The sequence below is a fragment of the Candidatus Magnetaquiglobus sp. genome (genome assembly GCF_058402785.1).
Window position 1 is genome coordinate 69701 of sequence record NZ_JBZVFG010000008.1, and the last position, 26518, is coordinate 96218.

20 protein-coding genes are annotated in these 26518 nt (G+C 61.6%); 9 read left to right on the forward strand and 11 right to left on the reverse strand.

What is annotated here, in order from left to right; all coding sequences use genetic code 11:
• Positions 1 to 2: 2 nt before the first annotated feature.
• From ACV4UY_RS04640 to ACV4UY_RS04665, 6 genes are all read left to right on the forward strand, one after another.
• Complete coding sequence (locus ACV4UY_RS04640) at positions 3 to 707, forward strand: response regulator (protein ID WP_491606513.1); 705 nt, start codon at positions 3 to 5, stop codon at positions 705 to 707.
• A 397-nt stretch (positions 708 to 1104) separates the two neighbouring features.
• Entirely contained in the window at positions 1105 to 3642 is a 2538-nt protein-coding gene (locus ACV4UY_RS04645) for a tetratricopeptide repeat protein (RefSeq protein ID WP_491606480.1), read from the forward strand.
• Positions 3639 to 3992, forward strand: coding sequence for a J domain-containing protein (locus tag ACV4UY_RS04650; protein WP_491606481.1), 354 nt, complete (start codon positions 3639 to 3641; stop codon positions 3990 to 3992). Before ACV4UY_RS04645 ends, ACV4UY_RS04650 begins: the two co-directional genes overlap by 4 nt.
• A gap of 1 nt (position 3993) precedes the next feature.
• Complete coding sequence (locus tag ACV4UY_RS04655; protein ID WP_491606482.1) at positions 3994 to 4650, forward strand: nucleotide exchange factor GrpE; 657 nt, start codon at positions 3994 to 3996, stop codon at positions 4648 to 4650.
• 3 nt (positions 4651 to 4653) lie between these two features.
• Positions 4654 to 6390, forward strand: a complete 1737-nt coding sequence (locus ACV4UY_RS04660; protein ID WP_491606483.1) for an Hsp70 family protein — start codon at positions 4654 to 4656, stop codon at positions 6388 to 6390.
• An 8-nt stretch (positions 6391 to 6398) separates the two neighbouring features.
• Positions 6399 to 6686 carry a hypothetical protein gene (locus ACV4UY_RS04665; RefSeq protein ID WP_491606515.1) on the forward strand — a complete coding sequence of 96 codons (288 nt, stop codon included), beginning with the start codon at positions 6399 to 6401 and terminating at the stop codon, positions 6684 to 6686.
• A gap of 152 nt (positions 6687 to 6838) precedes the next feature.
• Here ACV4UY_RS04665 and dtd read toward each other — a convergent pair whose 3' ends face one another.
• From dtd to ACV4UY_RS04700, 7 genes are all read right to left on the reverse strand, one after another.
• The gene (dtd, locus tag ACV4UY_RS04670) at positions 6839 to 7303 is read right to left on the reverse strand and encodes a D-aminoacyl-tRNA deacylase (RefSeq protein ID WP_491606484.1); all 465 of its coding nucleotides are present in this window, start codon (positions 7301 to 7303) and stop codon (positions 6839 to 6841) included.
• A gap of 68 nt (positions 7304 to 7371) precedes the next feature.
• The gene (locus ACV4UY_RS04675) at positions 7372 to 7791 is read right to left on the reverse strand and encodes a response regulator (RefSeq protein ID WP_491606485.1); all 420 of its coding nucleotides are present in this window, start codon (positions 7789 to 7791) and stop codon (positions 7372 to 7374) included.
• A complete protein-coding gene (locus tag ACV4UY_RS04680; RefSeq protein ID WP_491606486.1) occupies positions 7760 to 8524 on the reverse strand; it encodes a response regulator in 765 nt (254 codons plus the stop codon). The genes ACV4UY_RS04675 and ACV4UY_RS04680 overlap by 32 nt, the downstream gene beginning before the upstream one ends.
• Before the next feature lie 47 nt (positions 8525 to 8571).
• Entirely contained in the window at positions 8572 to 8883 is a 312-nt protein-coding gene (locus ACV4UY_RS04685; RefSeq protein WP_491606487.1) for an Hpt domain-containing protein, read from the reverse strand.
• A gap of 118 nt (positions 8884 to 9001) precedes the next feature.
• Entirely contained in the window at positions 9002 to 11188 is a 2187-nt protein-coding gene (gene uvrB / locus ACV4UY_RS04690) for an excinuclease ABC subunit UvrB (RefSeq protein WP_491606488.1), read from the reverse strand.
• A gap of 80 nt (positions 11189 to 11268) precedes the next feature.
• Complete coding sequence (gene nhaA / locus ACV4UY_RS04695) at positions 11269 to 12453, reverse strand: Na+/H+ antiporter NhaA (RefSeq protein ID WP_491606514.1); 1185 nt, start codon at positions 12451 to 12453, stop codon at positions 11269 to 11271.
• A 488-nt stretch (positions 12454 to 12941) separates the two neighbouring features.
• Positions 12942 to 13208, reverse strand: a complete 267-nt coding sequence (locus tag ACV4UY_RS04700) for a hypothetical protein (protein WP_491606489.1) — start codon at positions 13206 to 13208, stop codon at positions 12942 to 12944.
• Between the two features lie 343 nt (positions 13209 to 13551).
• Between ACV4UY_RS04700 and ACV4UY_RS04705 the strand changes: the two genes are divergently transcribed.
• Together ACV4UY_RS04705 and ACV4UY_RS04710 are read left to right on the forward strand one after the other, a co-directional pair.
• The gene (locus tag ACV4UY_RS04705; RefSeq protein WP_491606490.1) at positions 13552 to 17736 is read left to right on the forward strand and encodes a PAS domain S-box protein; all 4185 of its coding nucleotides are present in this window, start codon (positions 13552 to 13554) and stop codon (positions 17734 to 17736) included.
• A 206-nt stretch (positions 17737 to 17942) separates the two neighbouring features.
• Positions 17943 to 18887: a diguanylate cyclase gene (locus ACV4UY_RS04710; protein WP_491606491.1), complete on the forward strand. Its 945-nt coding sequence runs from the start codon at positions 17943 to 17945 to the stop codon at positions 18885 to 18887.
• 35 nt (positions 18888 to 18922) lie between these two features.
• Here ACV4UY_RS04710 and ACV4UY_RS04715 read toward each other — a convergent pair whose 3' ends face one another.
• Positions 18923 to 21046, reverse strand: a complete 2124-nt coding sequence (locus ACV4UY_RS04715) for an AMP-binding protein (protein WP_491606492.1) — start codon at positions 21044 to 21046, stop codon at positions 18923 to 18925.
• A 119-nt stretch (positions 21047 to 21165) separates the two neighbouring features.
• On the opposite strand from ACV4UY_RS04715, the gene ACV4UY_RS04720 reads away from it, so the two are divergent.
• Positions 21166 to 22749, forward strand: a complete 1584-nt coding sequence (locus ACV4UY_RS04720; RefSeq protein WP_491606493.1) for a formylglycine-generating enzyme family protein — start codon at positions 21166 to 21168, stop codon at positions 22747 to 22749.
• A 244-nt stretch (positions 22750 to 22993) separates the two neighbouring features.
• On the opposite strand, the gene arsJ is transcribed toward ACV4UY_RS04720, so the two are convergent.
• The 3 genes from arsJ to arsB form a co-directional block, all read right to left on the reverse strand.
• Positions 22994 to 24226, reverse strand: a complete 1233-nt coding sequence (gene arsJ / locus ACV4UY_RS04725; protein WP_491606494.1) for an organoarsenical effux MFS transporter ArsJ — start codon at positions 24224 to 24226, stop codon at positions 22994 to 22996.
• A 141-nt stretch (positions 24227 to 24367) separates the two neighbouring features.
• Positions 24368 to 25381 carry an ArsJ-associated glyceraldehyde-3-phosphate dehydrogenase gene (locus ACV4UY_RS04730; RefSeq protein WP_491606495.1) on the reverse strand — a complete coding sequence of 338 codons (1014 nt, stop codon included), beginning with the start codon at positions 25379 to 25381 and terminating at the stop codon, positions 24368 to 24370.
• 33 nt (positions 25382 to 25414) lie between these two features.
• A complete protein-coding gene (gene arsB / locus ACV4UY_RS04735; RefSeq protein ID WP_491606496.1) occupies positions 25415 to 26482 on the reverse strand; it encodes an ACR3 family arsenite efflux transporter in 1068 nt (355 codons plus the stop codon).
• Positions 26483 to 26518: the final 36 nt, after the last annotated feature.

Genomic DNA, 26518 nt, shown 5'->3' on the forward strand with positions numbered 1-26518 from the left:
TGATGGGTCATGCCCCCTCCTCCACGACGCTGATCGCGTTGATCGAGGACGAACCGCAAATACGTCGTTTCATTCGGGCCGCGCTGGAAGCGGAGTCGTATCACGTGACGGATGCCGCGACCGGGAAACAGGGGCTCATCGATGTCGGGACGCGTCGTCCCGATCTGGTCATCGTGGATCTCGGCCTGCCGGACATGGATGGTCTCGAGGTGATCCGGGACATGCGTTCCTGGTCCAATCTTCCCATCTTGATTCTTTCGGCACGGGATCATGAAGCCGACAAGGTGCAGGCCCTGGATATCGGGGCAGACGATTATCTCACCAAGCCGTTCGGCGTTCCCGAACTGCTGGCCCGGGTCCGCGCCCTGTTGCGTCGTTCAGCCCGCACGCATGGGGATGAGACACCGGTTGCCACGTTTGGCTGCGTGGAGGTGAATCTGATGCAACGCCTGGTGACCCGCAATCACGCGCCCGTTCACCTGACCGCCATCGAGTATCGGCTGTTGGCACAACTGATCGCCAACGCCGGGCGGGTCATGACGCATCGCGTTCTGCTTCGGGATGTCTGGGGACCGGGACATGCCGACAATACCCACTATTTGCGGATCTACATGTCCAACCTGCGTCGCAAACTCGAAGAGGATCCGAATGTGCCCAAACACATCCTGACCGAATCGGGTGTCGGCTATCGCCTGGTTCTATCCTGATGGTATCCGCTCTCCCCTCACTCCCGGTCACGCAGCCTGTTCATGAGATCCTCCACCGACAACCGGCCACTCAGGCGTCCGTCGCCCAAAGGAACGACCCCCCCTCCCGTCCACGCAGCAACTCCAACAACCGCTCCAGCTCCAAGACCAATCCGTCGTCCAGGGTAAGCTCGCCGCTCATCGCATCCGTTCACGACTCATTCCGGATGACCACCGTTGCCCGGTCAGGTTGGATCCTTTACACTTAACTCAAGGGCCGAATCGTCAAAATGCGATTGAGCGTTCATCCTGGGCCAGGGCGATTCAGCAAAGCCCTAAAACCGTCCATCGCGCAGGATATCTGCCGATGTTGCGAAACCCCGATGAATCAACCGCTTCAAAGAGCGAAAGATTTCAAATGAAACGCCGAATCGCCCAGTCCGCCTCCACCCCGACCTTGCAGAACCGCTCGACCGACGATCTGGCCGCACAGGCACGCCAGTGGTTCGAAAACGGACGGTGGCGGGAAGCGATCGACGCCTTCAAGCAGTTGAACAAACAGGATCCGGGCGGCGGATGGGAGGTTTCCCTAGCCTCGGCCTACGAGAAACGCGCCGAGGAGTTGTCCGGCAAGGAGATGTTCAAGGAGGCCCTGATCCTCTTGGACAATGCCCAGCGTTTGACGAACCGTCCCGCCGCGCTCTCCTTGCGACTGACCTGCCTGCTGGGCTCTGGACGCGTGGAGCAGGTGGTGGCCTTTTTCGTGCGGGAAGAGGCAGGCTTGCAAGCCTTGCGTCCCGATCTTGCGCCCCATGTACGGGAGTATGTGGCGGTTGGTCTGCTGACGACCCCCGAACTGAAAAAGGAACTGCCCGCGAATTCCCCCTGGATGGCCCAACTGGAGACCGCCCAACGCGCCATGGGCGCGCTCTCCGCCCCCCCTGCCGATCTCGAACCGTTGCTCGGCGCCATCTCCCTGAAGTCCCCGTTCAAGCCGTTGCGAATGGTCATCAAGGCGCTCACTTTGGTGCGGGCGCAACCGGAGCGTGCCGTGCAACTGGTCGCGGCCATTCCGGCCACCTCGCCCTGGGCAGCCTTGAGTCGTCTGGTCTCCTGGTGCGTGATGGATTGGGAACCGTTGTTACGCCGGATGGGTGAACTCACCACCCTGGAGATGGAGGTGGTGTGCGCCTGGCGCGGCATTCAGCCGGCCAGTTGGCGCAAGGCAAGGGAACTGCTCACCGCCTCCCCGGACAAGCTGCTGCCGCCGCTCACCGATCCGGCACACCCCTGGCCGGTGCCGGACCCGGCCCTGCGCCGGTTGGCCTGGCTGGCCCTGGTGAGAACGCCTGGGGGAGTGCCGCGCTTCGAACGCCGGTTTGGTCCCCTGGACGAGGCCGAAAAGCTGCGTCTGTCCGCCCTGGCGCGCCATGATGGCCATCCCCATGAACGTCTTTCGGCCTGGCATCGGTACTTGAAAGGGTTGAAATCCCTTCCGGAATCGACGGAACGCAGGGTTTGCCTGGCGCTGACCTGTCAATTCCTGGCAGGCTTGCACGCCGCGGAGGATGAAGGCGACCCGGCGGTTGGTGATCTTCTGGAACAGAGTGTCGAACTGGATCCCGGCCAGAGAAAAACCCACCATGCCTTGTTCGTCTGGCATCGGCTCAACGAGGATGACAAAGGGTGCCGCCGGGTGCTGGATCGCGCCCTGGATCACTTTCCGGACGATGCGGAGTTTCTGCATGATGCGGTGCGGATCTCCTTGAAGAATCAAACCTTCAAGAAGGCCTCCCGCCTGGCGAGGCGTCTGCTGGCCATCGATCCGTTGCATGCCGGGGTGCGCGGCGAGTTGATCGGCGCCTGTCTGGCCCAGGCGCGCAAACAGGTGCGGGGTGGACGAACCGATCTGGCGGAAAAAGAGTTGGCCGAAGCCGAAAGCTGGAAGCGTCCCGAGGACCGGGACGGCCTGATCGCCATCAACCAGGCCTTTCTGGCCTGGCTGACACAACGCGAGGAGGAGGGCAACGGGCTGTTGGAACAGGGGGTGAAGGAGGCGGGTGGCGACGTGTCCGCCCGGTTGCGCGCCCATCTGGAAGGGGTGCGCATGGGGTTGCCCACCCCATGGTTGACCCGCCTGCTCTCCGCCACCCAGAAAGCAGCCGCCAGCATGCCGATCACCCGCGAGGCGATCCTGGCGGTGACGCGGGTGGCGCATGCGTATGCCCAGGAAGAGAAACTCGGCAAGCTGTTGATGGATCTCTCCGGCATGCTGACCAAGGGCTGCAATCTGGCCTTCTCCATGGAGGAGATGCGTTCGATCTGTCAGGTGTTGGCCAAGGCGCGGCTGTTCCCCATGCTGGATCGCTATGCCACGCGGGCCGGCAAGAGCTGGCGCGATCAAACGGTGTTCGATTACTATCGATTGCTGGCCAAGTATCGCGGTCCCCAGGAAGAGATCTCCGCTGCCGACCGGCGGCAGTTGGAACGGGCGCTGGATCAGGCCGAGGCGCGTGGCGACCGGGAATTGATCGCCGAACTGAACGACTGGTTGTTCGATGACGAATTTTATGATGACGACGATGACGATGACGACGATGACATTTTCGGTCCCGGCGCAAGGCCGGACCTTCCCAGGATGCCCAGCCAGCGACCCGGACCGGATGCGATGCTCGCCATGATGCTGCTCGCCGTGGCCCGTGAATTCATTCAGAAACAGGGCGAGCGGGCCACCCGCGCCATGACCCGAAAACACCTGGTAGGATTCATGAAGGCGCAGGGAGCCCCCGCCGATGTGCTGCGCTTCGTGGCCGAACCGGGAGGCATGCTGGATGATCTTCTCGACAACATTTTCTCACCCACGGGTGACGTGCCGTTTGGATCTCCGCGCGGGAATCCTCGCCGCGCGCCAAACTCCAGGCAACAACGGATTCTGGATCTGGATGGTGACGCATGAACGATCCCTTTGCCTTGTTGGGCGTGGCTGAGGATGCGGATGACGAAACGGTGCGCAAGGCCTATCTGCGCCTGGTGCGGATCCACTCTCCGGACAAGGATGCCGCCCGTTTTCAGGAGATCCGCGCAGCCTATGATCACATTGCCCAGGCTTCCGATCGATTGAGCCACCATCTGTTTGGTGCTCCCAAACCGGATCCGGTGCCTTTGGTGGCGGCCTGGTTGCGCAGCGAGGAGAAACCAGCCACCCCAACGGACCAGCCCTTGATCGCCCTGTTGCGGGAGTCGTTGAAGAACTACCGTTTGCCAGGCGAGAACGCTGGCACCCCCTCCCGATCCGGAGTCGCCTGACATGCTCACCCCAGGCCAGGAAGCCTTGTTGGCGCAATTCCGCGACTATCTGGAGCAGACCGGCGAGGCATCGGTCGCGGACGAACCCCAGGTGGACCTCTATACGCTGTTTGGTGAACTGGCGGCCCTGAAAAACGAAATCCGCATCGAGTCCCGTCAGGTCAAATCCGCGTTGGAGCAGTTCCGCGCCCTGGTGGATCCCTTGCAGGCCGGACATGCCGCCATGCAGGAGAAGATCCAGCGCCTGCGCGAGGAACCACGATTGGCCGGACAGGAAGCCTTGCGGCCCGTGCTGCTGGAGCTGTTGGAACTGCGGGATCGTCTGCTCGCCTCGTTGGAGATGTCGCCGGCCAAACAGGGCGGCAAACGGTTTTTCAAACGTCTGTTCCGCAAGCAGCAGGAGAGGCTCGAAGCCTGGCACGCGGGTCAGGAGATGCTGCTCTGGCGGCTCGATCAACTGCTGACCGCGCAGGAGGTGCACCCTCTGGAGTTGCTCGACCGGCCCCTGAATCCCCGCCTGGCGCGGGCGGTGCGGGTGGAGCGTCACAAGGAGGTCGCGGATGGCGTGGTGCTGACCGAGATGCGCAAGGGATTTCTGTGGCGGGGTGAACTGTTGCGCCTGGCGGAAGTGGTGGTCAACAAGATTGGAGAGCACTGAGTCATGATGGATGAATGGGTGATTGGCATCGATCTGGGAACCACCAACTCCGAGGTGGCGATTTATCGTCAGGGCCGCGTGGAGGTGATTCCCGATGCGCGCGGCAACCGCATTCTCCCCTCCTTTGTCGGGGTTGCCGAGGATGGCACCCTGTTGGTGGGGGAAGAGGCGCGCAACCAGTATGTGGTGTTTCCGGAGCGCACCATCCGTTCCGTCAAGCGGCGCATGGGCGAAACCACGCCGGTGACCATGGCTGGTCAGAATTATCTGCCGCAAGAGATCTCCGCGATCATTCTCAAGCGCCTGAAATCGATGGCCGAGGCCCATCTGGGGCAAGCGGTCCAAAAGGCGGTGATCACGGTGCCGGCCTATTTCTCCGATGCCCAGCGCCAGGCCACCCGCGAGGCGGGCGAGATCGCCGGTCTGGAGGTGCTGCGCATGATCAACGAGCCGACGGCGGCGGCGTTGGTCTACGAAGCCGGACGGCAGGCCGGAAAGAAGATCCTGGTGTACGATCTGGGGGGCGGCACTTTCGATGTTTCGGTGGTGCGCATCGAGGATGGGGTGGTCGAGGTGATCTCCAGCCATGGCGACAACCATCTGGGTGGGGATGATTTCGACGAAGAGATCGTCACCCACCTGCTTGAACACTTCAAGGCTCGACATGGCGTGGATGCCGCCAGCAGTCCGACCGCCCTGGCACGGCTGCGGCGTGCGGCGGAGGCGGCCAAACGACAACTGTCCGATCGCCCGTATGTCACCATTGCCGAGGAGTACCTTCTGGAGCACAAGGGCAAACCTCTGCATCTCAACCTGGAGTTGAGCCGGGACGAATACGAGGAGATGATCACCCCCTACCTGGACAAGACCCTGGAGGCGGTGCATATCGCCTTGAACGGATCGGGTCTCACCGCCTCGGATGTGGAATCCATTCTGCTGGTGGGTGGCGCGACCCGAACGCCGCTGGTCTCCCGACGTTTGGAGGAGATCTTCGGGATGCGGCCCCATGGCGAGGTCGATCCGGATCTTTGCGTGGCCATGGGCGCCTCGATCCAGGCGGCCAGCATCCTGGGCGCACCGGTTTCCGCGGTGCTGGTGGATGTCACCCCCTATACGTTCGGAACTTCCGCCTATGGGGAGCTGGATGGCGTCCCCTCGCCGGATCTGTTCGTGCCGGTGATTCTCAAGAACTCGCCGATTCCGATCAGCAAGAGCGAGGTGTTCTACACCATGGTCGAAAACCAGCAGCTGGTGGAGGTCCAGGTGTTCCAGGGGGAGAACATCGATGCCTTGAAAAACCGGCTGATCGGCGAATTCACGGTGGAGGGGTTGAGTCCGGCCCCGGCCAACAGTCCGGTGGTGTTGCGCATGGATCTGGATGCGGATGGGGTGTTGCATGTTTCGGCGACCGAGAAGAAAACCGGGATCTCCAAAAAGATCAGCATCAGCCATGCCATGGAGCGGCTGGACGAGTCGGAGATGATCCAAGCCCGGCAGCGGGTTGCAAACCTGTTTGCCAACGGGGATGACGCGGACGAAGAGGACCGACAAGAGGTGGTGCGCGCGCGTGCCCTGGTGGAAAAGGCCGAACGGATGCTCGACCAGGCATCGCCGGAAGATCAGGAGGAGATGATCAATCACATCGAAGAGATCCGCCAGGCTCTCGCCGACAACGCCATCCCCAACCTCCAGGAGCCCTGCGAAGGGCTGTCGGAGATTCTGTTCTATCTGGAAACGTGAGGCCGATCGTGATCGAACGCTGCCCCGCCTGTGGCGCCCGCACTCCGGGTCACGAGGTGTGCCGTCGCTGCGGTGCGGAGTTGCACTGGCTGACCCGCATCGACACCGCCCGCCGACGCGCGGAGCGCCTGGCCCTGCAAGCGCTGGTGACAGGGGACCGGATCGGGGCGCTGATTCATTTGGAGCAGGCCATGGCTTATCGCCATCACCCCATGCAGAATCAATGGGTCAGATTTGTCAATTCCCTGGCCAGCGACCAGGACGCCTCAACCACACATCCCATTTTTTCTGGGTAAGGCGGTACCTGGACATGGACGAATTCGCGAAACAGGCCTCTGCACGCACCGCCACCGGCAAGGGCAACAACGTTGTTGCCCTTGCCGGCTGAACGACCACACGACATCAGCCGGACTGAAAGGGAATGGACAGCAATTATTGGACGTGACGGTTACGAATGAGAGTCCAGACCACCGGACGTGAAGGAAAGCGTGAAGGTGACCGGCCCGTCGTTGATCAGCCGGACCTGCATGTCGGCACCGAAACGACCGGTGGTCACCTCGACACCTTCGGCATGCAGACGTTGACAAAAGGAATCGAAGAGCATCCGGGCACGATTGGGCTCCTCGGCGCGATCGAAGGAGGGCCGGAACCCCTTCTCCAGATTGGCCGCCAGGGTGAATTGCGAAATGGCCAACACCCCGCCGTGAATATCCCGCACCGAGTGGTGCATGCGCCCCCGTTCGTCGGGAAAGATGCGCAACCCGGCGATCTTGCGGGTCATGCGGGTCACCTCGTGCTCCCCGTCGCCGCGCTCCACGGCCAACAGCACCACCAGACCCGCACCGATCGCGCCGATCTCCTCGCCGGCGACCGTCACCCCCGCCTCGCTGACCCGCTGCACCACCGCTTTCATCGCGCTTTCAACCGTTCCTCACGCCGCTCCGGCATCCCGGAGCCATCGAAGCCCTCCGAAAAACCGGATCACAACCCTTCCGCGTTCCAATCCACCTCGTCGGGATGCCAGTCCGGGAACAACTCCCGGATCGAGGTCAACAACTGTCCCCGGAACACCGGTTTGAGCAGCACCCGCACCCGATCGCGCAACCGTTCGTCGGCCAGTTCGTGGGCTTCGAGGTGGGCATCGATGCCATCCATCAAGGCGATGATGTGGGTTTCGGGATAGGCGCTCGGCAACTCCCGCAGGATTTCCAGTCCTTCCGCGTCGGTCAACGGCAGATCGGTGATCACCAGATCGCAGGGCGCGGCGCGCAACACCCGCCACCCCAACCCCTCGACCGGCGCACCCAACACCTCGAGGCCCACCCCTTCCAGAATGGAACGCAACAAGGCGTGCCGCAAGCGGTCGCTGTCAATCAACAGGACTTGAATCGTCCTCGACATGGTGCTGCTCCCCTCCCCGCTCCACACGCACCGCCAGGACATACCCGGAGCTGCGCACGGTCTTGATCAGCGCTGGTTTTTTGGGATCGTCGCCCAAACGACGCCGCAGGCGACTGACCTGCATGTCGATGGTGCGGTCGAAGGGTTCGATTTCGCGACCATGGGAGAAGTCCAGGAGTTGGTCGCGACTCAACACCCGATTGGGGTGGTTCAAAAAAACCCGCAACAGGGAAAATTCGCCGCCGCTCAGGAAGATTTTCTTCGACTTGGGGGAGTAAAGCTGACGGGTGGGCACGTCCAACACCCAACCGGCGAACCGGTAGGTGGTGTTGGCATCCTCTTCCTGGGTGTCGCCGGGCAGGGAACGGGCGCGACGCAACACGCTCTTGACCCGCGCCAGCAGCTCGCGGGGGTGGAACGGCTTGCCCAGATAGTCGTCCGCGCCCATCTCCAGACCGATGATCCGATCCATATCCTCGCCGCGGGCACTCAGGATGATCACCGGAATGTTGGAGCGGGAGCGCAGATTGCGACACAACACCAAACCATCCTCATCGGGCAGCATCAGGTCCAGGACGATCAGGTCGGGTTGACTCTTTTCGAGCAGTTGCCTCAGCCCCTTGCCATCGGCGACCTTGCTGACGCGAAAACCGTTCTTTTCCAACAGCCGTCCCACGAGGGTGCGGATGTCGGGGTCGTCGTCCACCACCAGGACATGATCCGGAGTTGACATCTCACGGTTCCTCCCAAGGTTGAACGTCCAAGATCCCTGGACGAGAACTAGGCATACACCACTTCCAATCGCTCCAGATAGGCGACCAACTCGGCGATGCCGTGTTCCACGCCCGGTCGATCCTCACGCTTGGCAGCCTCCTCGATGGCCCGTCCGATCTCGCTGATCGCATCAAAGCCATAGCCAGCCCCGGAACCCTTCATACGGTGACCCAGCGTGCGCAACAGATTGAAATCCCCGCTCACCAGCGCCAGAGGCAACTGCTCCAGATCCTTGCGGCGATTCTCCAGGTATCCCGGCGCGATCTCGGCCAAGTCCGCATCGATGCGCACCACGATCTTCTCCAACCCGCCACTCATCCCGAACACTCCCCATGCAAACGTTCCCGATTGTCGCTCCAGCCTTGCCAAGGCCGAACCACGACGCCATGCCCCAACAGTCAATCGCGCCCCTGGCGGGACGCATTATAACAAAATATCATCTTTTCGGAAGGGTTTTCCCCGCGCGTTCTCGTTTGTCCGGCAAACTGGGGTCATCGGCCAGCGACAACCCAGGCAGAAACAGCTCCTTTTCCAGGGCGATCAGCCGGTCCCGATAGAGCGCGGCCAGCTCGAAATCGAGATTGGCTGCGGCATCCTTCATTTTTTTCTCCAGTTGCTTGATCTCGCGGGCCGGATCGCCCGCCGGGATCCGATACCCCTCCCCCTCCTCGGCGACGCGCGCACGCGCCGGCGCGGCGGGCGTGCGTGTTCCGAAGACATCGCCCGGCGTATCCATCACCCGCTTTCGCACCGATGCCGGCTGGATGCCATGTTCCCGGTTGAACGCCTCCTGCAGGGCACGCCTGCGCCGGGTCTCGCGCAACGCCGCCTCCATGGAGCCGGTGATCTGATCGCCATAAAGAATCACCCGACCATCGACGTTGCGCGCCGCCCGCCCGATGGTCTGGATCAGCGAGGTCTCGGAACGCAGAAACCCCTCCTTGTCGGCATCCAGAATCGCCACCAGCGCCGTCTCCGGAATGTCCAACCCCTCGCGCAACAGGTTGATCCCCACCAGCACGTCGAACACCCCCAACCGCAGATCGCGAATGATCTCCAGCCGCTCCAGGGTGTCGATGTCGGAATGAAGATAGCGCACCCGGATCGCCAACCCCTCCAGATACTCGGTCAGATCCTCGGCCATGCGCTTGGTCAGGGTGGTGGCCAACACCCGCTGGCCGCGCTCCACCACGGTGCGAATCTCGGCCAGCAGATGATCCACCTGCCCGGAGGCCGGAACCACCACGCACTCCGGCTCCAACAGTCCGGTCGGACGGTTGATCTGCTCGACCACCACCCGGCGACTGCGCTCGAGTTCATACTCGCCCGGCGTCGCGGAGACACAGATGGTCCGCGGTCGCATGCGATCGAACTCCTCGAAGGTCAACGGTCGGTTGTCGAGGGCCGCCGGCAGACGAAAGCCGTATTCGACCAGGGTCGCCTTGCGACTGCGATCCCCACGCGCCATGCCGCGCACCTGCGGCAGGGTCACATGGCTTTCGTCCACGAACAGGATGGCATCGTCGGGAAGATATTCGAACAGGGTCGGCGGCGCCTCACCCGGCGCCCGTCCGGTGAGATAGCGGCTGTAGTTCTCGATGCCGGTGCAGTACCCCACCTCGCGCATCATCTCCAGATCGTGGGCGGTGCGGGTTTCGAGGCGTTGCGCCTCCAGAAGCTTGCCCTGATCGCGGAACGCCTTCAGGCGCGCCGCCAGATCGCGCTTGATCTCCTCCATGGCGCGCAACACCACCTCGCGCCGGGTGACGTAGTGGCTGGCCGGAAAGATATCGAACCGCTCCAGGTCGCGTATCGGCGTGCCGGTAAGGGCGTCGATGGAGCGCACCCGTTCCAGCAGATCGCCGAAAAACTCCAGCCGCACGGCGCGATTCTCCTCGTGGGGCGGAAAGAGTTCCAGGGTATCTCCGCGCACCCGGAAGGTGCCGCGGGCGAATTCGATGTCGTTGCGGGTGTATTGCATCTCGACCAGCCTGCGCAACAGGGTGCGCTGGTCGATCTCCTGGCCGACCACCACCTCGAGGGACATCTCCTGGTAGGACTCGGGGGAACCGATGCCGTAGATGCAGGAGACCGAGGCGACGATGATCACGTCGCGGCGTGACAGCAGGGAGCGGGTGGCCCCGTGTCGCAACCGATCGATGCGGTCGTTGATGGCCGAATCCTTCTCGATGAAGGTATCGGTGCGCGGCACGTAGGCTTCGGGCTGGTAGTAGTCGTAATAGGAGACGAAGAATTCGACGGCGTTGTCGGGAAAAAAAGCCTTCATCTCGCCGTAGAGTTGCCCGGCCAGGGTTTTGTTGTGGGCCAGGATCAGGGCCGGCTTGCCCAACTCGCGGATCACATGGGCCATGGTGAAGGTCTTGCCAGACCCGGTGACCCCGAGCAGGGTCTGATCGCGCTTGCCGGCCCGCCACCCGTCGGCCAACGCCCGTATCGCCCCCGGCTGATCCCCGCGCGGCGGAAAATCGGAGACCAGCTCGAAGGGATACTCCCGCCCCGCCTCGGGCTTGCCGGGAAACCTCCGCGAGGGATCGCCACCCTTGGGTGTCACATGGGAACTCTCCCCATCCCGCCCACTTGGAAGGTGCTTGCCGTACGCCATGCCATTCTCCCTGGATCATGCCATGACAAGGATAGCCAAGCCCTTCTCATGCCCATTGCCTAAAGAAAAAGACCACACACCTATTCCGATTCCCGCAACCGTCGGCGCAGCAGGAGATACCCCCCCACCGCCGACAACATCGAGCCACACAGAATACCGATCCGATTGGCCATGACCAAGTGGGATCCTGCCTCACCCGACTGTTCGAAGGCCAGAGATCCAATGAACAGGCTCATGGTGAAACCGACTCCGCACAGCATGGACAGGCCATGAAGACGTCCCCATGTCATACCATCGGGCAATCGGGCCATGCCGAGCCGCACCACCAGCCAGACGCTTCCGAGAACGCCGATTTGCTTGCCAGCAAACAGCCCCAGAAGGATTCCCATGGGAACGGGATCGAGCAAGATCTCTGGCGTGACTCCGGCCAGGGGGACTCCGGCATTGGCGAAAGCAAAGAGCGGCAGCACGCCGAAAGCCACGACCGGATGCAGATCGTGTTCCAATTGACGCAGGGGTGGATGACCGTTGGGAACCTCCACGCGCAAAGGGATGGTCAGGGCCAACACCACGCCGGCCAAGGTGGCATGGACGCCGGATTTGAGCACGCACAGCCACAGCAGCACGCCAACAAGTCCATAGAGCACGATGCTGGTGAGTCGCAGCATGTTGAAAAGAATCAACGCGGCCATGCAAAGCACGGCCAATTGCAGCGCGGAGGTCGAAAGCCCGGCATTGTAAAACAAAGCGATGATGATGATGCCAGCCAGATCATCCAGCACGGCCAGGGTCATCAAAAAGAGTTTGAGGCTGACAGGAACCCGATCACCCAGCAACGTCAGAATGCCCAGGGCAAAGGCGATGTCGGTGGCCGAGGGAATGGCCCAGCCGTTGGTCGCCACCGGATCACCGTGGTTGAAGGCCATATAGATCAAAGCCGGGACCACCATTCCTCCCAAGGCCCCGAACGCCGGAAGAATCACCCGAGACGGTTCGGAAAGCTCCCCTTCCAAGATCTCGCGTTTGATTTCCAGCCCGACCAGCAGAAAAAACAGAACCATAAGCCCATCGTTAATCCATAACAATAGAGGCTTTGAAACGATCAGCGCACCCACCTGCACCACCACTGGAGTATCCAAAAAAATGTTGTAATACACCCCCAGAGGTGAATTAACCAGCACCATGGCCAACATACCAGCAACCACCAATACGATTCCGCCGGCTGCCTCCAACTTGAGAAAATTCGTGAACGAAACTTGCAACATGTGCTCGACTCCCCCGGGAGAATTCCAATTGTTCCGATTTCTGATTAGGAAAGGGACATGCTTTGCGAATGTGACGAAAATTCCGTTATCACGCTCAGAATGGGAACGATCACTGTCTTCCCCAGACCAGGGCGCGCTCCTCGCGGGAGCCTCATAATAACCGTTCAACCAAGTACTGGGTTGGGGTTGCGCCTGCAAATACCTGATAAGAAAGGCACGGCAAGGTGCATCGTCCATCCATGATCTGTCCATGCAAACATGATGCCCTTCGGGTAAAAAGTCAAAGGCAAAGTCAAAAGCAACACCACGACTCCCTGCCCCGCACCTTGATGGGAAACGCGCTGCTTTCCATGCCCATCACGCCTGTGGAAATGCCTTTTTGATTGATAACCATTCCTCGACCTTGGCCATTTCATTCAGCAGGTGAAAGGCAAAGATGACTCTGGTATACTGATTATCGAAACTCAATCAAAAAATCGGGAGAAATTTCAGATACCATCCTTGCCAATGAGCAGTTTACTCGTTTTGCTGCCGTTTTCCGAGCTGTCTTCCGCTCCAGTCTGGTGCCCTGTACGTTTGATGGTGACAGGAGCGATTTTGTGCCAGGAGCCTCGGACGGTGGTGTCGATCTTGCGGACATGGGGCGCTCCCACGAAAAGAGATTCGAGAAGTATCACCACGTCCTGAGTCACGCCAAATGGTCTGGATTGCAGGGAGCCAAAATTCTGCTTAGCCTTCGTGGATCGCTTCGTCATGCTGTAACTTGCATGATGGGGGGGAGAACCCCCTCACCCCCCGTACCATGGACATCCCTTCGGGAGTTCCATGGCAACTCAATTCCGCAGACTGACTGCGTACAATGGACCTGTAGAGGTATGGGGGGGCCTTGATGTATCAATTGACCGCCACAGCATGAAATGGCCAAAGTCGAGTCCAGGCCATGGCAACAATCCGTAACAGCCCGTTCATATCGGATGTATCACATTGTAACCCCCTCTGGCCAAAACCAGATCAATTTGTCATCATATAATGTTGGGGCATTGCAAGGCAGCCCATCACTCCATTCAATCCACCAGCCGCGCACCGGAATCCCAGGACATGGCATCACCTCTAGACAACAGCATCTGGCGAATCCAGAAGCCGATCATCGCGTCGTTTCTGTTGGCCTACGGGTCGCTGTTGGGGCTGTTCCTGCTCTCCCTGAACTGGATGCTCGCCGAACAGGAGCAGGGGTTGAACAACCGCTTCCACCAGGAGGTCGAGTCCTCCCTGCGCCTGATGCTCGAAGAGAGCCGCCGCGCCATGGAAGGTCAACTGCTCGGTCTCACCCACGATCCGGAAATCCAGGCGCTCTTTCGCGCCCGTCAGCGCGATGCCCTGCTGCGCAAGAGCCTGCCCATGCTGCAACACTGGCAGCGCGAACAGGCGATCTCCCATCTCTATTTCCACGACGACGCCGGCACCAACATCCTGCGCGTCCACAACCCCACCCTGCACGGGGATCGCATCCAGCGACTCTCCACCCGTCTGGCCATCGAATCCCTGCAAACCGCCCACGGTCTGGAGATCGGGCTGAACGGGGAGTTGAGTCTGCGGGTGGTGCTGCCCTGGAAGGTCGATGGGGAGTTGATCGGGCTGTTGGAGATGGGCAAGGATCTGGCCGGCATGCTCCCCACCCTGCGCAAGAGCCTGCATGCGGATCTGCATTTATTCCTGAACAAAACACATCTTGACATGAACACCTGGAAGGAGCGCACCGATCATCCGACCGCCGCCGAGGAGTGGGATCACTTTCCGGATGTGGTCCGTTCGATGGGCACCCAACACGCCCTCCCGCCGGAGATGGCCAGACAGGTGCGCGCCAACCAATGGAAAGGCGGCCTGCTGGAGACCGTTCTGACCGACACCGAGGGGGTGAATCATCTGCATCACTTCACCCTGCCGCTCCGTGACATCCGGGAGCGGGACGTGGCCCGACTGCTGGTGATCCACGAGGATCAGATCCTGGACAAGATCACCAATGCCCACAAAAACCGGGTCATCCTCGGCATCACCTTGAGCGCCCTGTTTCTGGCCTGGGTGTTCCGCCATCTGCTGTCGCGGATCGAGGGCAACCTGCGCAAGGCCACCGCCGAACTGCGGCACGGCGAGGAGCGCAACCGCGCCATCCTCGACACGGCCCTCGATGCCATCATCTCCATCGACACCCAGGGTCGAATCCTCGAATTCAACAAGGCCGCCGAACGGATCTTCGGCTTTCGCAAGCAGGATGTGCTGGGTCACGACATCGCCGAAACCATCATTCCCCCGGAATTGCGCGAATCCCACCGCCAGGGCATGGTCCGTTATCTGTCCACCGGGGAACAGAGGGTCATCAACCAGCACATCGAAATCCACGCCATCAACGCCAGGGGGATGCGCATTCCCACGGAGATCGCCATCACGGTGATCCCCGGCGAACAGTTCACCTTCTTCACCGCCTTTCTGCGCGACATCTCCGAACGCAAACAAATGCTCACCTCGCTCAACGACGCCATCGCCCAGGCCGAATCGAGCAACCTCAAGATGCGTCAGGAGATGATCCGCCACGAACAGACCATGGCGCGTCTCCAATCCAGCGAGGAGCGGTTCCGTTCGGTCACCCTGTCGATTCGCGATGCGATCATCGCCGTGGATTGCGCGCAGAAGATCATCTTCTGGAACAAGGGTGCCGAGGCGCTGTTCGGGTATTCCAAGGAGGAGATCCTGGGGCAGACCCTGCGCCCCCTGATTCCGGATCGCCATGCCGAAGCCCATCGGGTGGGTTTCGAGCGGTTCCTCCAGACCGGACATGCCCCGATGCTCGGGCTGACCACGGAGATGAGCGGACGGCGCAAGGATGGCCAGGAGTTCCCGCTGGAAATGTCGATCAACTCCTGGACACATGCCGATGGAACCCGGTATTTTTCGGCGGTGATCCGCGACATCACCGAACGCAAACAAACCGAGGCGGCCCTGTTGGCGGCCAAGGAGAGCGCCGAGGCGGCCAATCGGGCCAAGAGCCTCTTTCTGGCCAACATGAGCCATGAAATCCGCACCCCGATGAACACCATCATCGGCCTTGGCTATCTGCTGTCGCAAACGCCGCTCACGCCGGGTCAGCAATCGCGCATGCGCAAGATCCAGTACGCGGCAGAAACCCTGCTGGGGATCATCAACGACATTCTGGACTTCTCCAAGATCGAGGCCGGACGCATGGAACTGGAACTCCACCCCTTCCAGCTCGGCGAGGTGATGGAGAAGGTGGCCAGCATGGTGTCGATGCGCGCCGAGGAGAAAGGGTTGGAGATTCTCTTCTCGATCCCGCCGGATCTGCCCCGCTCCCTGATCGGCGACGCGCTGCGTTTGGAGCAGATCCTGATCAACCTCGGCACCAACGCGGTCAAGTTCACCCAGGCCGGGGAGATCGTCTTCCGGGTCGAGGCGCAGGAGGTGAGCGACGAGACGGCCCGTCTGCGTTTTTCGGTCAAGGACAGCGGCATCGGTCTGACCGAGGAGCAGATCACCGGCCTGTTCCAGCCGTTCGTGCAGGCCGACTCCTCGACCACGCGCCATTACGGCGGCACAGGGTTGGGACTGGCGATCTGCAAGAGTCTGGTCGATCAGATGAACGGTTCGTTCACGGTGATCAGCGCGCCTGGAGAGGGGAGCGAATTCGCCTTCACGGTCCCCATGGCCCGACAATTCCCTCAAGAACCGGTACAAATCTCGCTTGCCGGCCACCATTCGGGTATTCTGCGGGTGCTGGTGGTGGACGACAACGACAGCTCACGGTTGATCTTAAGCGAGATGGTGCGTGGTCTGGATTGCACGGTTCAGGCGGTCGCCTCCGGCGAAGATGCCCTGGAGGAGATGCGTCGGGCCGTCGATTCCTGGGAACGGCCCTATGATCTGGTGCTGCTCGACTGGCAGATGCCGGACATGGATGGGATCGAAACCGCGCGTCACATTCGCGAAATCGCGGCCAACAACTCCTCACTGGTGATCATGGTGACCGCGCACGGGCGTCAGGAGGTGATGCGCGAGGCCAAGGATGTGGGCATCAACGGTTTCGTGCTCAAACCGGTCACCCCCTCCACGCTGCTCAACACCATCCAGGAGGCGCTCGGGCGCGGGATGGTGGCCCAGATGTCCGGCCCGGTCAAAAGCCAGGAGCGCATTCCCGCCCATCTGAAAGGCAAGCGCATTCTGGTGGTCGAGGATCACGAAATCAACTGGCAGGTGGCGGAGGGGATTCTGGCCAAGGCCGGCATCGCCTCGGAGCATGCCCTCAACGGAAAAGAGGCGCTCGAACGGGTTTTCGCGGATCCGGATCGCTACGATCTGGTGCTCATGGATCTGCAAATGCCGGTGATGGATGGCTACGAGGCGACGCGCCGCTTGCGGCTTCGCCTGGACGCCGGGCGACTGCCGATCGTCGCCATGACGGCCAATGCGTTAAAAAGCGAGAAGGATCAATGTCTGGCGATCGGCATGAACGACTACCTGACCAAACCGGTGGTGGTCGCGCATCTGTTCGCGGTGTTGGGTGGACTGATCCCGGACCCGGGGACGACGCCGGCCACGGAGGCACGGGGACCAGAAGCGGCGCCTCCGGAGCGGTTGCCGACGAATGCGGCGGGGATCGTTGCCGAGATGCCTCTTCCCGAGATCGAGGGGATCGATATCCACGCGGCCATGGAGCGGTTGGATGGGGATGTCGATCTGTTCATGCGCCTGACCCGTCAGTTCATCACCGCCCATCGAAACACGGTGGAACGAATCGCCGAAGCGCTCGCGGATGGCGACGCGGAGACGGCGCGGGCGTTGACCCATGGCATGAAAGGGGTGGCGGGCAATCTTTCGGCCAACCGGATCGCGGAGCAGGCCGCGCGGCTGGAGGCGTTGGTCAAGGAGGGGGATCTGGACGGTGCCCGGCATCAACTGGAAGGGTTGCGCGGAGAAGTTTCCACCCTGATCGCGGCGATCGACCGGCAGGCCGACATGGAACCAATCCCGGCTTCGATGATCGAACCCCTGGAGCCATCCACCCTCCCGCCCGGCGAGATGGAACGTTTGTTGGACCTTCTGATCGATGGGGATTTCGAGGCCCGTGAATTGTTTGGCAGGCTCGTCCCTCGTTTGAGAGGTCGGGCGGACACCGGTCGTCTGGATCGCATCCAACGGCATCTGGAGATGCTGGAGTTCGAGGAAGCGGCCAGAGAGGTGGCCGATGAAATGGCGGCATGGGCCGAACAGGGATGAGGAGCGGATACGGGTATCGGTGGGCATCACCGGTTCCGACGGATCTTTGAGAGGCTGTTTGGTGATTCCATTCATGGCATCACCAAACCGGCACGAATCGAAAAAATCGCTTCGTGTTTCTCAAATTGCGGCGCAATTTGGCGGGCCATGAATGGCCCGCGTCGGCTGTTTGGCATGGGCCATTCAGCCTCTGAGGGATACGAGGCATGGCGAGAGAGAACGTACAACCCACGGTGCTCGTGGTGGACGACGAGGCGACCAACATCGAGGTGCTGGCCAAGCTTCTGCAACCGGATCACCGGGTGCTGTTCACCACCGACCCATCCAAGGCGATGAATCTGGCCGAGATGAAAGGACCGGATCTGATCCTGTTGGATGTGATCATGCCGAGCATGGACGGCTACGAGGTGTGCCGGCGGTTGAAGAGCCGCGCCTCGACACGGGACATTCCGGTGATCTTCGTCACCGCCATGGGCGAGGAGCAGTTCGAGGCGATCGGATTCGAGGCGGGCGGCGTGGACTACATCACCAAGCCGGTCAAGCCCTTTTTGTTGCGCGCCCGGGTCAAGACCCACATCGATCTGAAACGCCAGAGCGACCTGCTGCGACGTCTGGCCTCCCTGGATGGTCTGACCGGCATCCCCAACCGCCGCAGTCTGGACGAATTCCTGCGCCAGGAGTGGCATCGGGGTCTGCGTCACGAATCCAGGCTCTCGGCGATGTTGATCGACGTGGATTTTTTCAAAAAGTTCAACGACGTTCAAGGCCATCAGGCCGGAGATGTCTGTCTGCGCCAGATCGCCGGAGCCTTGTCACGGGCGTTGGAGCGCAAGACCGATCTGGTGGCCCGTTACGGCGGAGAGGAGTTCGCCTGCATCCTGCCGGAGACCCCCTTGCAAGGGGCGGTGCATACCGCCGAGAAGATCAAACAGGCGGTGGCCGCGTTGGCCATTCCTCATCCCCAATCGGATGTGGCCGACATCGTGACCCTAAGCATGGGGGTGATCTCGGTGACACCCAAACACGGACACGAGCCCGAGGAGATCCTGGCCGCGGCGGACCAGTTGCTGTACATGGCCAAGCTCTCGGGGCGCAACCAGATTCAGTCCGGGCTGCACGCCTGGAAGGCGGAAACCGCCGCAAACGCCTGATCCGTCCCTGTCGAAACCACTCTTTTCCCATCACATCATAAACCGGTTTCCATAAACCGGATCACGGTTTGATAATCCATCTTGCCCGGCCCGAGCTGGGGAATGGTCTCCATGTGCTCGATGCGACCCGGCACGAACAGCGCGGACATCCCTTCCCGTTTGGCCACCGCGATCAGGGTGTCGCGATCCGGAGTCGGGTACTCGGTGGCCAGGACGATCCGTTCCCCCTTGCGGGAGTCGGAGAGGCTCACGGCGGCATGGCGATGGTCGGGCCAGGCGGCCTCGGCCAGGGACTCCACCGCCGCCAGCGAGACCATCTCCCCACCGATCTTGGCAAACCGTTTCAACCGTCCCACGATCCGGATGAAGCCATGCGCATCCACGGTCACCACGTCGCCCACATCGTGCCACCCGGCGCCCGGTCCGGAAGCATGAACCGGCACCACCCTTCCATCCCCGCGCGACGGGATATAGCCGAGCATGAGGTTGGGACCGCTCACCAGCAACCGTCCGCCCTCGCGGACCCCGGCAACCGGTTCGAGCATGATCGAAACGCCGGGCAGCGGCAGACCCACGCAACCCGAATCCCCTTTCAAAAACGGGGTATCGACCGCGATGGCCGGAGCGCATTCGGTGGTGCCGTACCCCTGATAGACCGGCACACCGAATTTCTCCAGCCACAGGTGACGGGTCCGTTCGCGCAGAGGTTCGCCCCCGGCGAAGACCCGGCGCAAGGATTGAAAATCACCGGGGTGTGCCACCCGTCCGTAACCGGCCAGAAACGTATCCGTACCGACCAGGAGGGTAGGCCGCAGGCGTTGGGCCATTTCGGCGATGGCGCGGTAGTCGAGGGGCGAGGGGTGCATATGGAGCTTGAAACCGGACAGCAGCGGGGCCAGTCCGGCGACGGTGAGGCCGAAGGCGTGGAAAAGCGGCAGAACGTCGAGCATCAGGTCTTGGCCGGGAGCGGAGAGCAGCCCGACCCGAACCTGGACCTGGCGGATGTTGGCCATGAGCGCGGCGTGGGAGAGGGCCACCCCCTTGGGTTCGCCTTCGGTGCCGGAGGTAAACAGGATCACCGCTTCGTCATGGGGGTGAACCGAGGGGCCTGAACGGCTGAAAGAGGCCAGCCAGGCGCGGAGCAGGTTCCAGGGACGACGGGCCGCACCGGCCAGATCCTCAAGGTGGCGTACCGTGGTTTCGTTGGCCAACTCCGCGACGAGGGGGGCGAGATTGGCCTTGTCCACGAAGCGCCGGGAGGTGAGCACGAGACGGATGTGGGCGGTGCGACAGGCGGAACGGACGGCACCGGGTCCGACGGTGAAGTTGATCAGGCCCGGCACGCGACCGATGGCGAACAGGGCGAAGAGCACCACCAGGGATCCGGCGGAGGTGGGAAGCAGCACCCCGACCCGTTCGCCGGGTTGTGTCCACTCGGCCAGCAGACGACCGAGCAGCCTGGCGCGAAACAGCACGCCGCCGTAGTCGAAGCGCGCGCCGGTGGAGTCGGCGAGAATGGGAAAGGCGCGCCCCAACGTCTCGGCCATGTGGACCAGACCCAGCCAGGGGGTGGCCGGGTGACCACGAGCGTTGAGGGCCGCATCTTCCAAAAGGGTTGACAGGGCCAACTCGGCGGCGCGAGTGCGATCCGAGCCGTGACCGGGATCGAGATGACGCGGCGGCAGGATGGTCAGGTTTGGGGAAGGGTGATACCCTTTCACGCGCCACCAGGCGGTGTAATCGATCCACAGGCCGATCACCGGCACGCCGGCCAACTCCGGCAGACGGGCCAGACCGGCATGGATCCGTCCCACCGCGCCATCGCCGAAGCCGCCGCCGGTGGGAAAGAGCGCCACCCTGCCCCCTTCCTTCAGGTGTCGCGCCAGGGGCTTGAGCTGTTCGGGCTCCAGAGGGTCGAGAGGAATGAAGACCAGCCAATGGCACCAGGCGCGCAGCCAGGCCGGCGGCATTTCGCCGGGATGAAGGGCGAGCCGGCAGCCATCGGGCAGGAATGGCGCCATGAGGAGCCAGTCCAGGCGGTGATCGTGGTTGGCGAGGGCCAGCCAGCCGCCGGTGGTCGTGGAGAGGATCTCTGCCCCATGAACAGGGGCCCGCCGCCGGATCAACCAGGCGGTGAATCGCTTGCGCCATGTAGCCACGTCGTCATCCTTGCTCAAGGTTTGGGATAGGGATGCGGCAATCCTTGCAAAACGGTTTCAACCGGTCATAAAATAAAAGAATTTCAATCGTCTTTCAATGCGATGCGCGGAAACTTCCCATGAATTCATCCCTGCCCCGATCGACCGGTTCGATTTTGTCCCTGCTCACGCTCGCAACCCCGCTCATGTGGGGTGACGCCAACGCCGCCGATCCCAAGGAGACCATCCGCGCCCTGGCGGCCAGCGCCGAAAAGGATCTGCGCGGTCACAGGTTCACGCAACCCGTTGGGATGAATGCCCTGGAAAAATACCAGAAAATCATTGCCATCGATCCAGAGAATCCGGCAGGTCGCGAAGGGTTGAAAAAGATCGTCTCCTCGTTCCAGGAACTGTCAAAAGAGGCGGAAACCGAGGGCAATCCCAATCTGGCCCGCCAACGCAGCGAAAAGGCCAAACGGATCCAGGCCATGATCGACCGGATCGCGGCCAGCGACAAAAGCCGCGCCAAGGCCGAATCCACGCCCAAGAATCCGCCCGCCAAACCCTCGAAACCCAAGGCAGAACCCGAGTCCATGGCGGATACCGGCAAGGAGGATCTCGCCAAACCGGAGAAGAAAGCCCAATCCGGCGAGACTCCCGAGAGCGGCAAGCGTCCCGCCCCACCGCCCCTGCCTCTGCCGGGCCCGGACGCGACATGGATCACCGAACCCCTTCCCCCACTCGACAAACCCGCCACCGACCTGGCGCAAACCGGTGAAACACATAAACCGGCTGACACATCAAAACCGGATGGAGCCGCCCCGGCGATCTCCCCGCCCACACCGGGCCCGGACAGGCCCGTGACCAGCAGCCCGGACGGGTCCGATCCGTCGAGAAAAACGCCCCAGCAAGAGCCCAAAATTCCCGAGGCCACCCCCAAGGTGTCGAAGAAGGGGGAGGTGAACGGCCAGTGGCGGGTGCAGGCCGAGCCGGTGACCGGGTTGGAGTTTGTCGAAATTCCGGGTGGTTGTTTCCAGATGGGCAGTGACGGTAACGACCTGGATGAGAAACCGGTTCATGAAGTGTGCGTACAGAGTTTCTGGATGAGCCGCACCGAAGTGACCAACGGCCACTATCATCGTTTCGATGAAAAACATGTGAGCGGCGCCTATGACGGGCATGACCTGAATGGCGATCTGCAACCGGTGGTGAATGTCACCTGGGATCAGGCCAACCGCTTCGCGGGATGGATGTCGGGTCGCGGCGGGGTCCATTTCCGTCTGCCCACCGAAGCCGAATGGGAGTATGCGGCACGGGCCGGTTCCAAGAGCGCCTTTCCCTGGGGGGAACCTCCTGGCGACGGCTGCCGTCATGCCAATGTGGGGGATGCCACCGCCAAGAAAGCCTGGCCGAAGTGGAACGTCTTCCCCTGCGAGGACGGCTTTGCGGAGACCGCGCCGGTGGGGATGTTCATGCCGAACGGCTTTGGTCTGTACGACATGATCGGCAACGTCTGGGAGTGGGTGGCAGACTGGTACTCCCCGAGCTACTACGCCAGCTCACCCAAGGATGATCCTAAGGGACCGGCGCAAGGGTTCTTCCGCACCGCCCGAGGAGGCAGTTGGGCGGTCTGGCCCGACTACGCCCGAACCGCCAACCGCACCGGCATCGACCCCACCCACCCGGACGTGCATGTGGGGTTCAGACTGGTGATGATGCCGTAACGTCAAGGCATTGTCTGACCTGGCAAAGGCATTCGGATCGATTGGCAGGAACATTCAAAACAAGCCCGTGCATCGATTGCTCCGCGCGCTTGTGCCCTTTTTTCGCAAAAGGCCCGAAAAAAGGGCTATCGTGAAACGCGCGCGTAAGGCTAAACCGCACCCATCACGGGATGCGTAGTTCTATTATCAAGGGTCCAGGAGGATCATCCCCCTGGACCCGAGCCGTTTTGACCTTCCTTTGATGTCACCCTTCCGCCGACTTCCGCTCTCCCGGCAACAGCATCGACAGCAACGCCGCGCCCAACACAAACCCGGTGGACCACCACAAACATCCCGTCAACCCATCATTCTGGAACGCCCAACCCGACAACAACGTTCCGGTCAAACGTCCCGCCGCATTGGCGCTGTAATAAAATCCCACATTCATCGCCACCTTGTCGTTGTCCGAATACGACAAGATCAAATACGAATGGACCGAGGAGTTGATCGCGAACAAAACCCCGAACACCCCCAGACCGACGATCAACGCCAAGGCCGGGTCATACCCCTGGAGCAAGGCCAGGGCGATGCCCGCCGGAGAGGCGGCCAACAAAAAAGCGACAGTGCGCGCCGTGGTCCCGGTGGGATGCCACCTGCCCCGCAACAACAACGGCGCTCCGGCCTGGACAAATCCGTAACAAACCACCCACATCGCCAGAAAACTGCCGACAGACACATGGCTCCAACCCACCACCGACTGCAAAAAGACCGGCAACCCCACCACGAACCACACATCCCGTGAACCGAACAGAAAAAAACGGGCGGCAGAGAGCAGATTGATCTCCCGGGTGTTGGAAAAAATCTGAGAAATCTTGGCTTTGACCTTGGTGACCCCCATGCTGCCGGGCAACGCCCACCAGGTGAGCAGATAGACCACCAACAAAATAGCCGACATGGCCATCAGGGTGTGCTGAAACCCGAGCAACTGCAACAACAACGCACCCAGAAAAAAGCCCGCGCCCTTCAACGTGTTCTTCGAACCGGTGAGCACCGCCGCCCACTTGAACAACCGCGATTCGGAGTCCGCCCCCTTCGGCGTGACCAGCCTGACCCCGGCCTTGGCGCTCATCTTGTTGAGATCCTTGGCGACTCCCGAGATGGCCATGGCGGTCATCACGTAGGCCACCGTCAACCACGACGGATCCATGGCCAGCATGCCCAACGCGAACACCTGCATGAACCCACCGATCACCATGGTGCGGTTCAGTCCGATGCGACTGGCGATCCACCCGCCCACGCCGTTGGTGATGATGCCGAAGACCTCATAAAAGAGAAACAAAAAGGCGATGGCCATGGGCGTATAACCCAAACCGTTGAAATGGAGCACCACCAGCATGTGGATCGCCCCATCGGTCAGGGTGAAAGCCCAATACGCCAGGGTGATCACGATATAGAGCCGGAACCCCAGTGTGCCGCCATTCTCGGTTTCGGTGGACATATTTTTCTCCTGCTTGAACGTGCCTGATAGGGAAGCCCCCGACCGTGGGCCACCCTGCCAGGCGTTCCAAGGTGGGAATGTGGGCAAGGGAGGCCCGTCCCCCTTCCCCGAACCGATGCAACCGATCGGCATGCAACCGTCCTACATGGAACGAGCCACCTGAGCGGCCAACTCCACCATGCGGTTGGCATAACCCACCTCGTTGTCGTACCAGGAGAGGATCTTGACGTGGGTGCCGTCGATCACCATCGTGGAGAGGGCATCGACAATCGAGGAGCGGGTATCGTTGTTGTAGTCGATGGAGACCAGAGGCAACTCCTCGTAGCCGAGAATCCCCCGCAACGGACCCTGCGCCGCCTCCTTGAGAAAACCGTTGATCTCCTCGACAGTGGTGGGCCGGGGCACCTCGAACACCATGTCGGTGATGGAGGCGTTGAGCAACGGCACCCGCACCGCCGTACCGTTGAGCTTGCCGGTCAGCTCCGGAAAAATCTGGGTGATCGCCTTGGCCGAACCGGTGGTGGTGGGGATCAGCGAGAGCGAATTGGCCCGCGCGCGGCGCAAATCCTTGTGGCCGAGATCGATGATGGTCTGGGTGTTGGTGATGTTGTGGATGGTGGTCATGGAGCCGCGCACGATGCCGATCTTCTCCAGGATCACCTTGACCACCGGGGCCAGACAGTTGGTGGTGCAGGATGCGGCGGTGACCACATCGTGCCTGATCGGATCGTACAGGTGGTCGTTCACCCCCACCACCACGTTGAAGGCCTGGGCATCCTTGACCGGACAGGCCACCACCACCTTCCTGACCCCGCCTTCGAAATAGGGTTGCAAGGCCGGCATGGTCTTGAACTTGCCCGTACACTCCAGCACCAGATCCACCCCGAGCCCCTTCCAATCCACGCCACCGTTGGCAGGCGCGTTGGAAAAGCTCATGCGCTGGCCATCCACCACGATTCCGGAACCGTCCGAGGAGACCTCACGATCCCAGCGACCATGCACCGAATCGTATTTCAGCAGATGCGCGGCGCAGGTGGCATCCCCGAGAATCTCATTGACATGCACGAACTCCAGCTCCGGCAGTCGTCCCCAGGCCGCCCGCAGTCCCAGACGTCCCATCCGACCAAACCCGTTGATGCCCACGCGGATCGTCATTTTCATTATCTCCAATTCATTTTCGAGTGATGATCAAGAATGATACCATTCACGGGTGCGCTGGGTGATGCGCACCACGGACAACATGACCGGAACCTCCACCAACACGCCAACCACCGTGGCCAAGGCCGCGCCGGACTCAAAGCCGAACAGTCCAATGGCCGTGGCAACGGCCAACTCAAAAAAATTGCTCGCGCCGATCAGTGCAGCCGGAGCCGCCACGCAGTGGTCCACCCGCAACTTCCGGGAGAGCAGATAGGCCAGTCCGGCGTTGAAGTAGACCTGAATCAGAATCGGCACGGCCAGGAGAAGGATCACCACCGGTTGACGGAGGATCTGCTCCCCCTGAAACCCGAACAGCAGCACCAGGGTGGCCAGCAGCGCACCCAGGGAGACGGGATGCAGGCGGACGAGCACCGCCTCCAGGGCCGCCGACCCACCGCTGGCCAGAAGCCGCTTGCGCCACCACTGAGCCACCACCACCGGCACCACGATGAACAGCGCCACCGAGATCAGCAAGGTCTCCCAAGGCACCACGATGTCTGAGAGCCCCAACAAAAACGCGACGATCGGCGCAAAGGCCACGATCATGATCAAATCGTTCAAGGCCACCTGGGTGAGGGTGAAGTGAGGTTCCCCGTCCGAGAGTTGACTCCAGACGAACACCATGGCGGTACAGGGTGCCGCCGCCAGGATGATCAATCCGGCGATGTAGGAGTCGATCTGCGCCACCGGCAACCAGGCGTGGAACAGATGCCGCACGAACAACCATCCCAGCACCGCCATGGAGAAGGGTTTGACGCACCAGTTGATGAACAGGGTGATCCCGATCCCCTTCCAGTGGGCGCGCACCTCGGAAATCGCCCCGAAGTCGATCTTGAGCAGCATGGGAATGATCATCAGCCAGATGAGCAGGGCCACCGGCAGGTTGACGCGGGCGATCTCCATGGTGCCGATGGCCTGGAACGGCGCGGGCAGGGCATGTCCGAGGAGAATCCCGACCCCGATGCAGAGCGACACCCAGATCGACAGATGCCGCTCGAAAAACCCCAGGGAAGCCCCATTCTCTTTTTCAACTGTTACCGTGCATTGCCGACTCATGACGACCCTCTCCTTGTCAATCCGGTGACGGACATC

What these genes read in the sequence shown, in the direction of transcription:
- ACV4UY_RS04640 (WP_491606513.1), top strand. Translation starts at nt 3, where the DNA reads ATGGGTCATGCCCCCTCCTCCACGACGCTGATCGCGTTGATCGAGGAC.
- ACV4UY_RS04645 (WP_491606480.1), top strand. Translation starts at nt 1,105, where the DNA reads ATGAAACGCCGAATCGCCCAGTCCGCCTCCACCCCGACCTTGCAGAAC.
- ACV4UY_RS04650 (WP_491606481.1), top strand. Translation starts at nt 3,639, where the DNA reads ATGAACGATCCCTTTGCCTTGTTGGGCGTGGCTGAGGATGCGGATGAC.
- ACV4UY_RS04655 (WP_491606482.1), top strand. Translation starts at nt 3,994, where the DNA reads ATGCTCACCCCAGGCCAGGAAGCCTTGTTGGCGCAATTCCGCGACTAT.
- ACV4UY_RS04660 (WP_491606483.1), top strand. Translation starts at nt 4,654, where the DNA reads ATGATGGATGAATGGGTGATTGGCATCGATCTGGGAACCACCAACTCC.
- dtd (WP_491606484.1), bottom strand. Translation starts at nt 7,303, where the DNA reads ATGAAAGCGGTGGTGCAGCGGGTCAGCGAGGCGGGGGTGACGGTCGCC.
- ACV4UY_RS04675 (WP_491606485.1), bottom strand. Translation starts at nt 7,791, where the DNA reads ATGTCGAGGACGATTCAAGTCCTGTTGATTGACAGCGACCGCTTGCGG.
- ACV4UY_RS04680 (WP_491606486.1), bottom strand. Translation starts at nt 8,524, where the DNA reads ATGTCAACTCCGGATCATGTCCTGGTGGTGGACGACGACCCCGACATC.
- ACV4UY_RS04685 (WP_491606487.1), bottom strand. Translation starts at nt 8,883, where the DNA reads ATGAGTGGCGGGTTGGAGAAGATCGTGGTGCGCATCGATGCGGACTTG.
- uvrB (WP_491606488.1), bottom strand. Translation starts at nt 11,188, where the DNA reads ATGGCGTACGGCAAGCACCTTCCAAGTGGGCGGGATGGGGAGAGTTCC.
- nhaA (WP_491606514.1), bottom strand. Translation starts at nt 12,453, where the DNA reads ATGTTGCAAGTTTCGTTCACGAATTTTCTCAAGTTGGAGGCAGCCGGC.
- ACV4UY_RS04700 (WP_491606489.1), bottom strand. Translation starts at nt 13,208, where the DNA reads ATGACGAAGCGATCCACGAAGGCTAAGCAGAATTTTGGCTCCCTGCAA.
- ACV4UY_RS04705 (WP_491606490.1), top strand. Translation starts at nt 13,552, where the DNA reads ATGGCATCACCTCTAGACAACAGCATCTGGCGAATCCAGAAGCCGATC.
- ACV4UY_RS04710 (WP_491606491.1), top strand. Translation starts at nt 17,943, where the DNA reads ATGGCGAGAGAGAACGTACAACCCACGGTGCTCGTGGTGGACGACGAG.
- ACV4UY_RS04720 (WP_491606493.1), top strand. Translation starts at nt 21,166, where the DNA reads ATGAATTCATCCCTGCCCCGATCGACCGGTTCGATTTTGTCCCTGCTC.
- arsJ (WP_491606494.1), bottom strand. Translation starts at nt 24,226, where the DNA reads ATGTCCACCGAAACCGAGAATGGCGGCACACTGGGGTTCCGGCTCTAT.
- ACV4UY_RS04730 (WP_491606495.1), bottom strand. Translation starts at nt 25,381, where the DNA reads ATGACGATCCGCGTGGGCATCAACGGGTTTGGTCGGATGGGACGTCTG.
- arsB (WP_491606496.1), bottom strand. Translation starts at nt 26,482, where the DNA reads ATGAGTCGGCAATGCACGGTAACAGTTGAAAAAGAGAATGGGGCTTCC.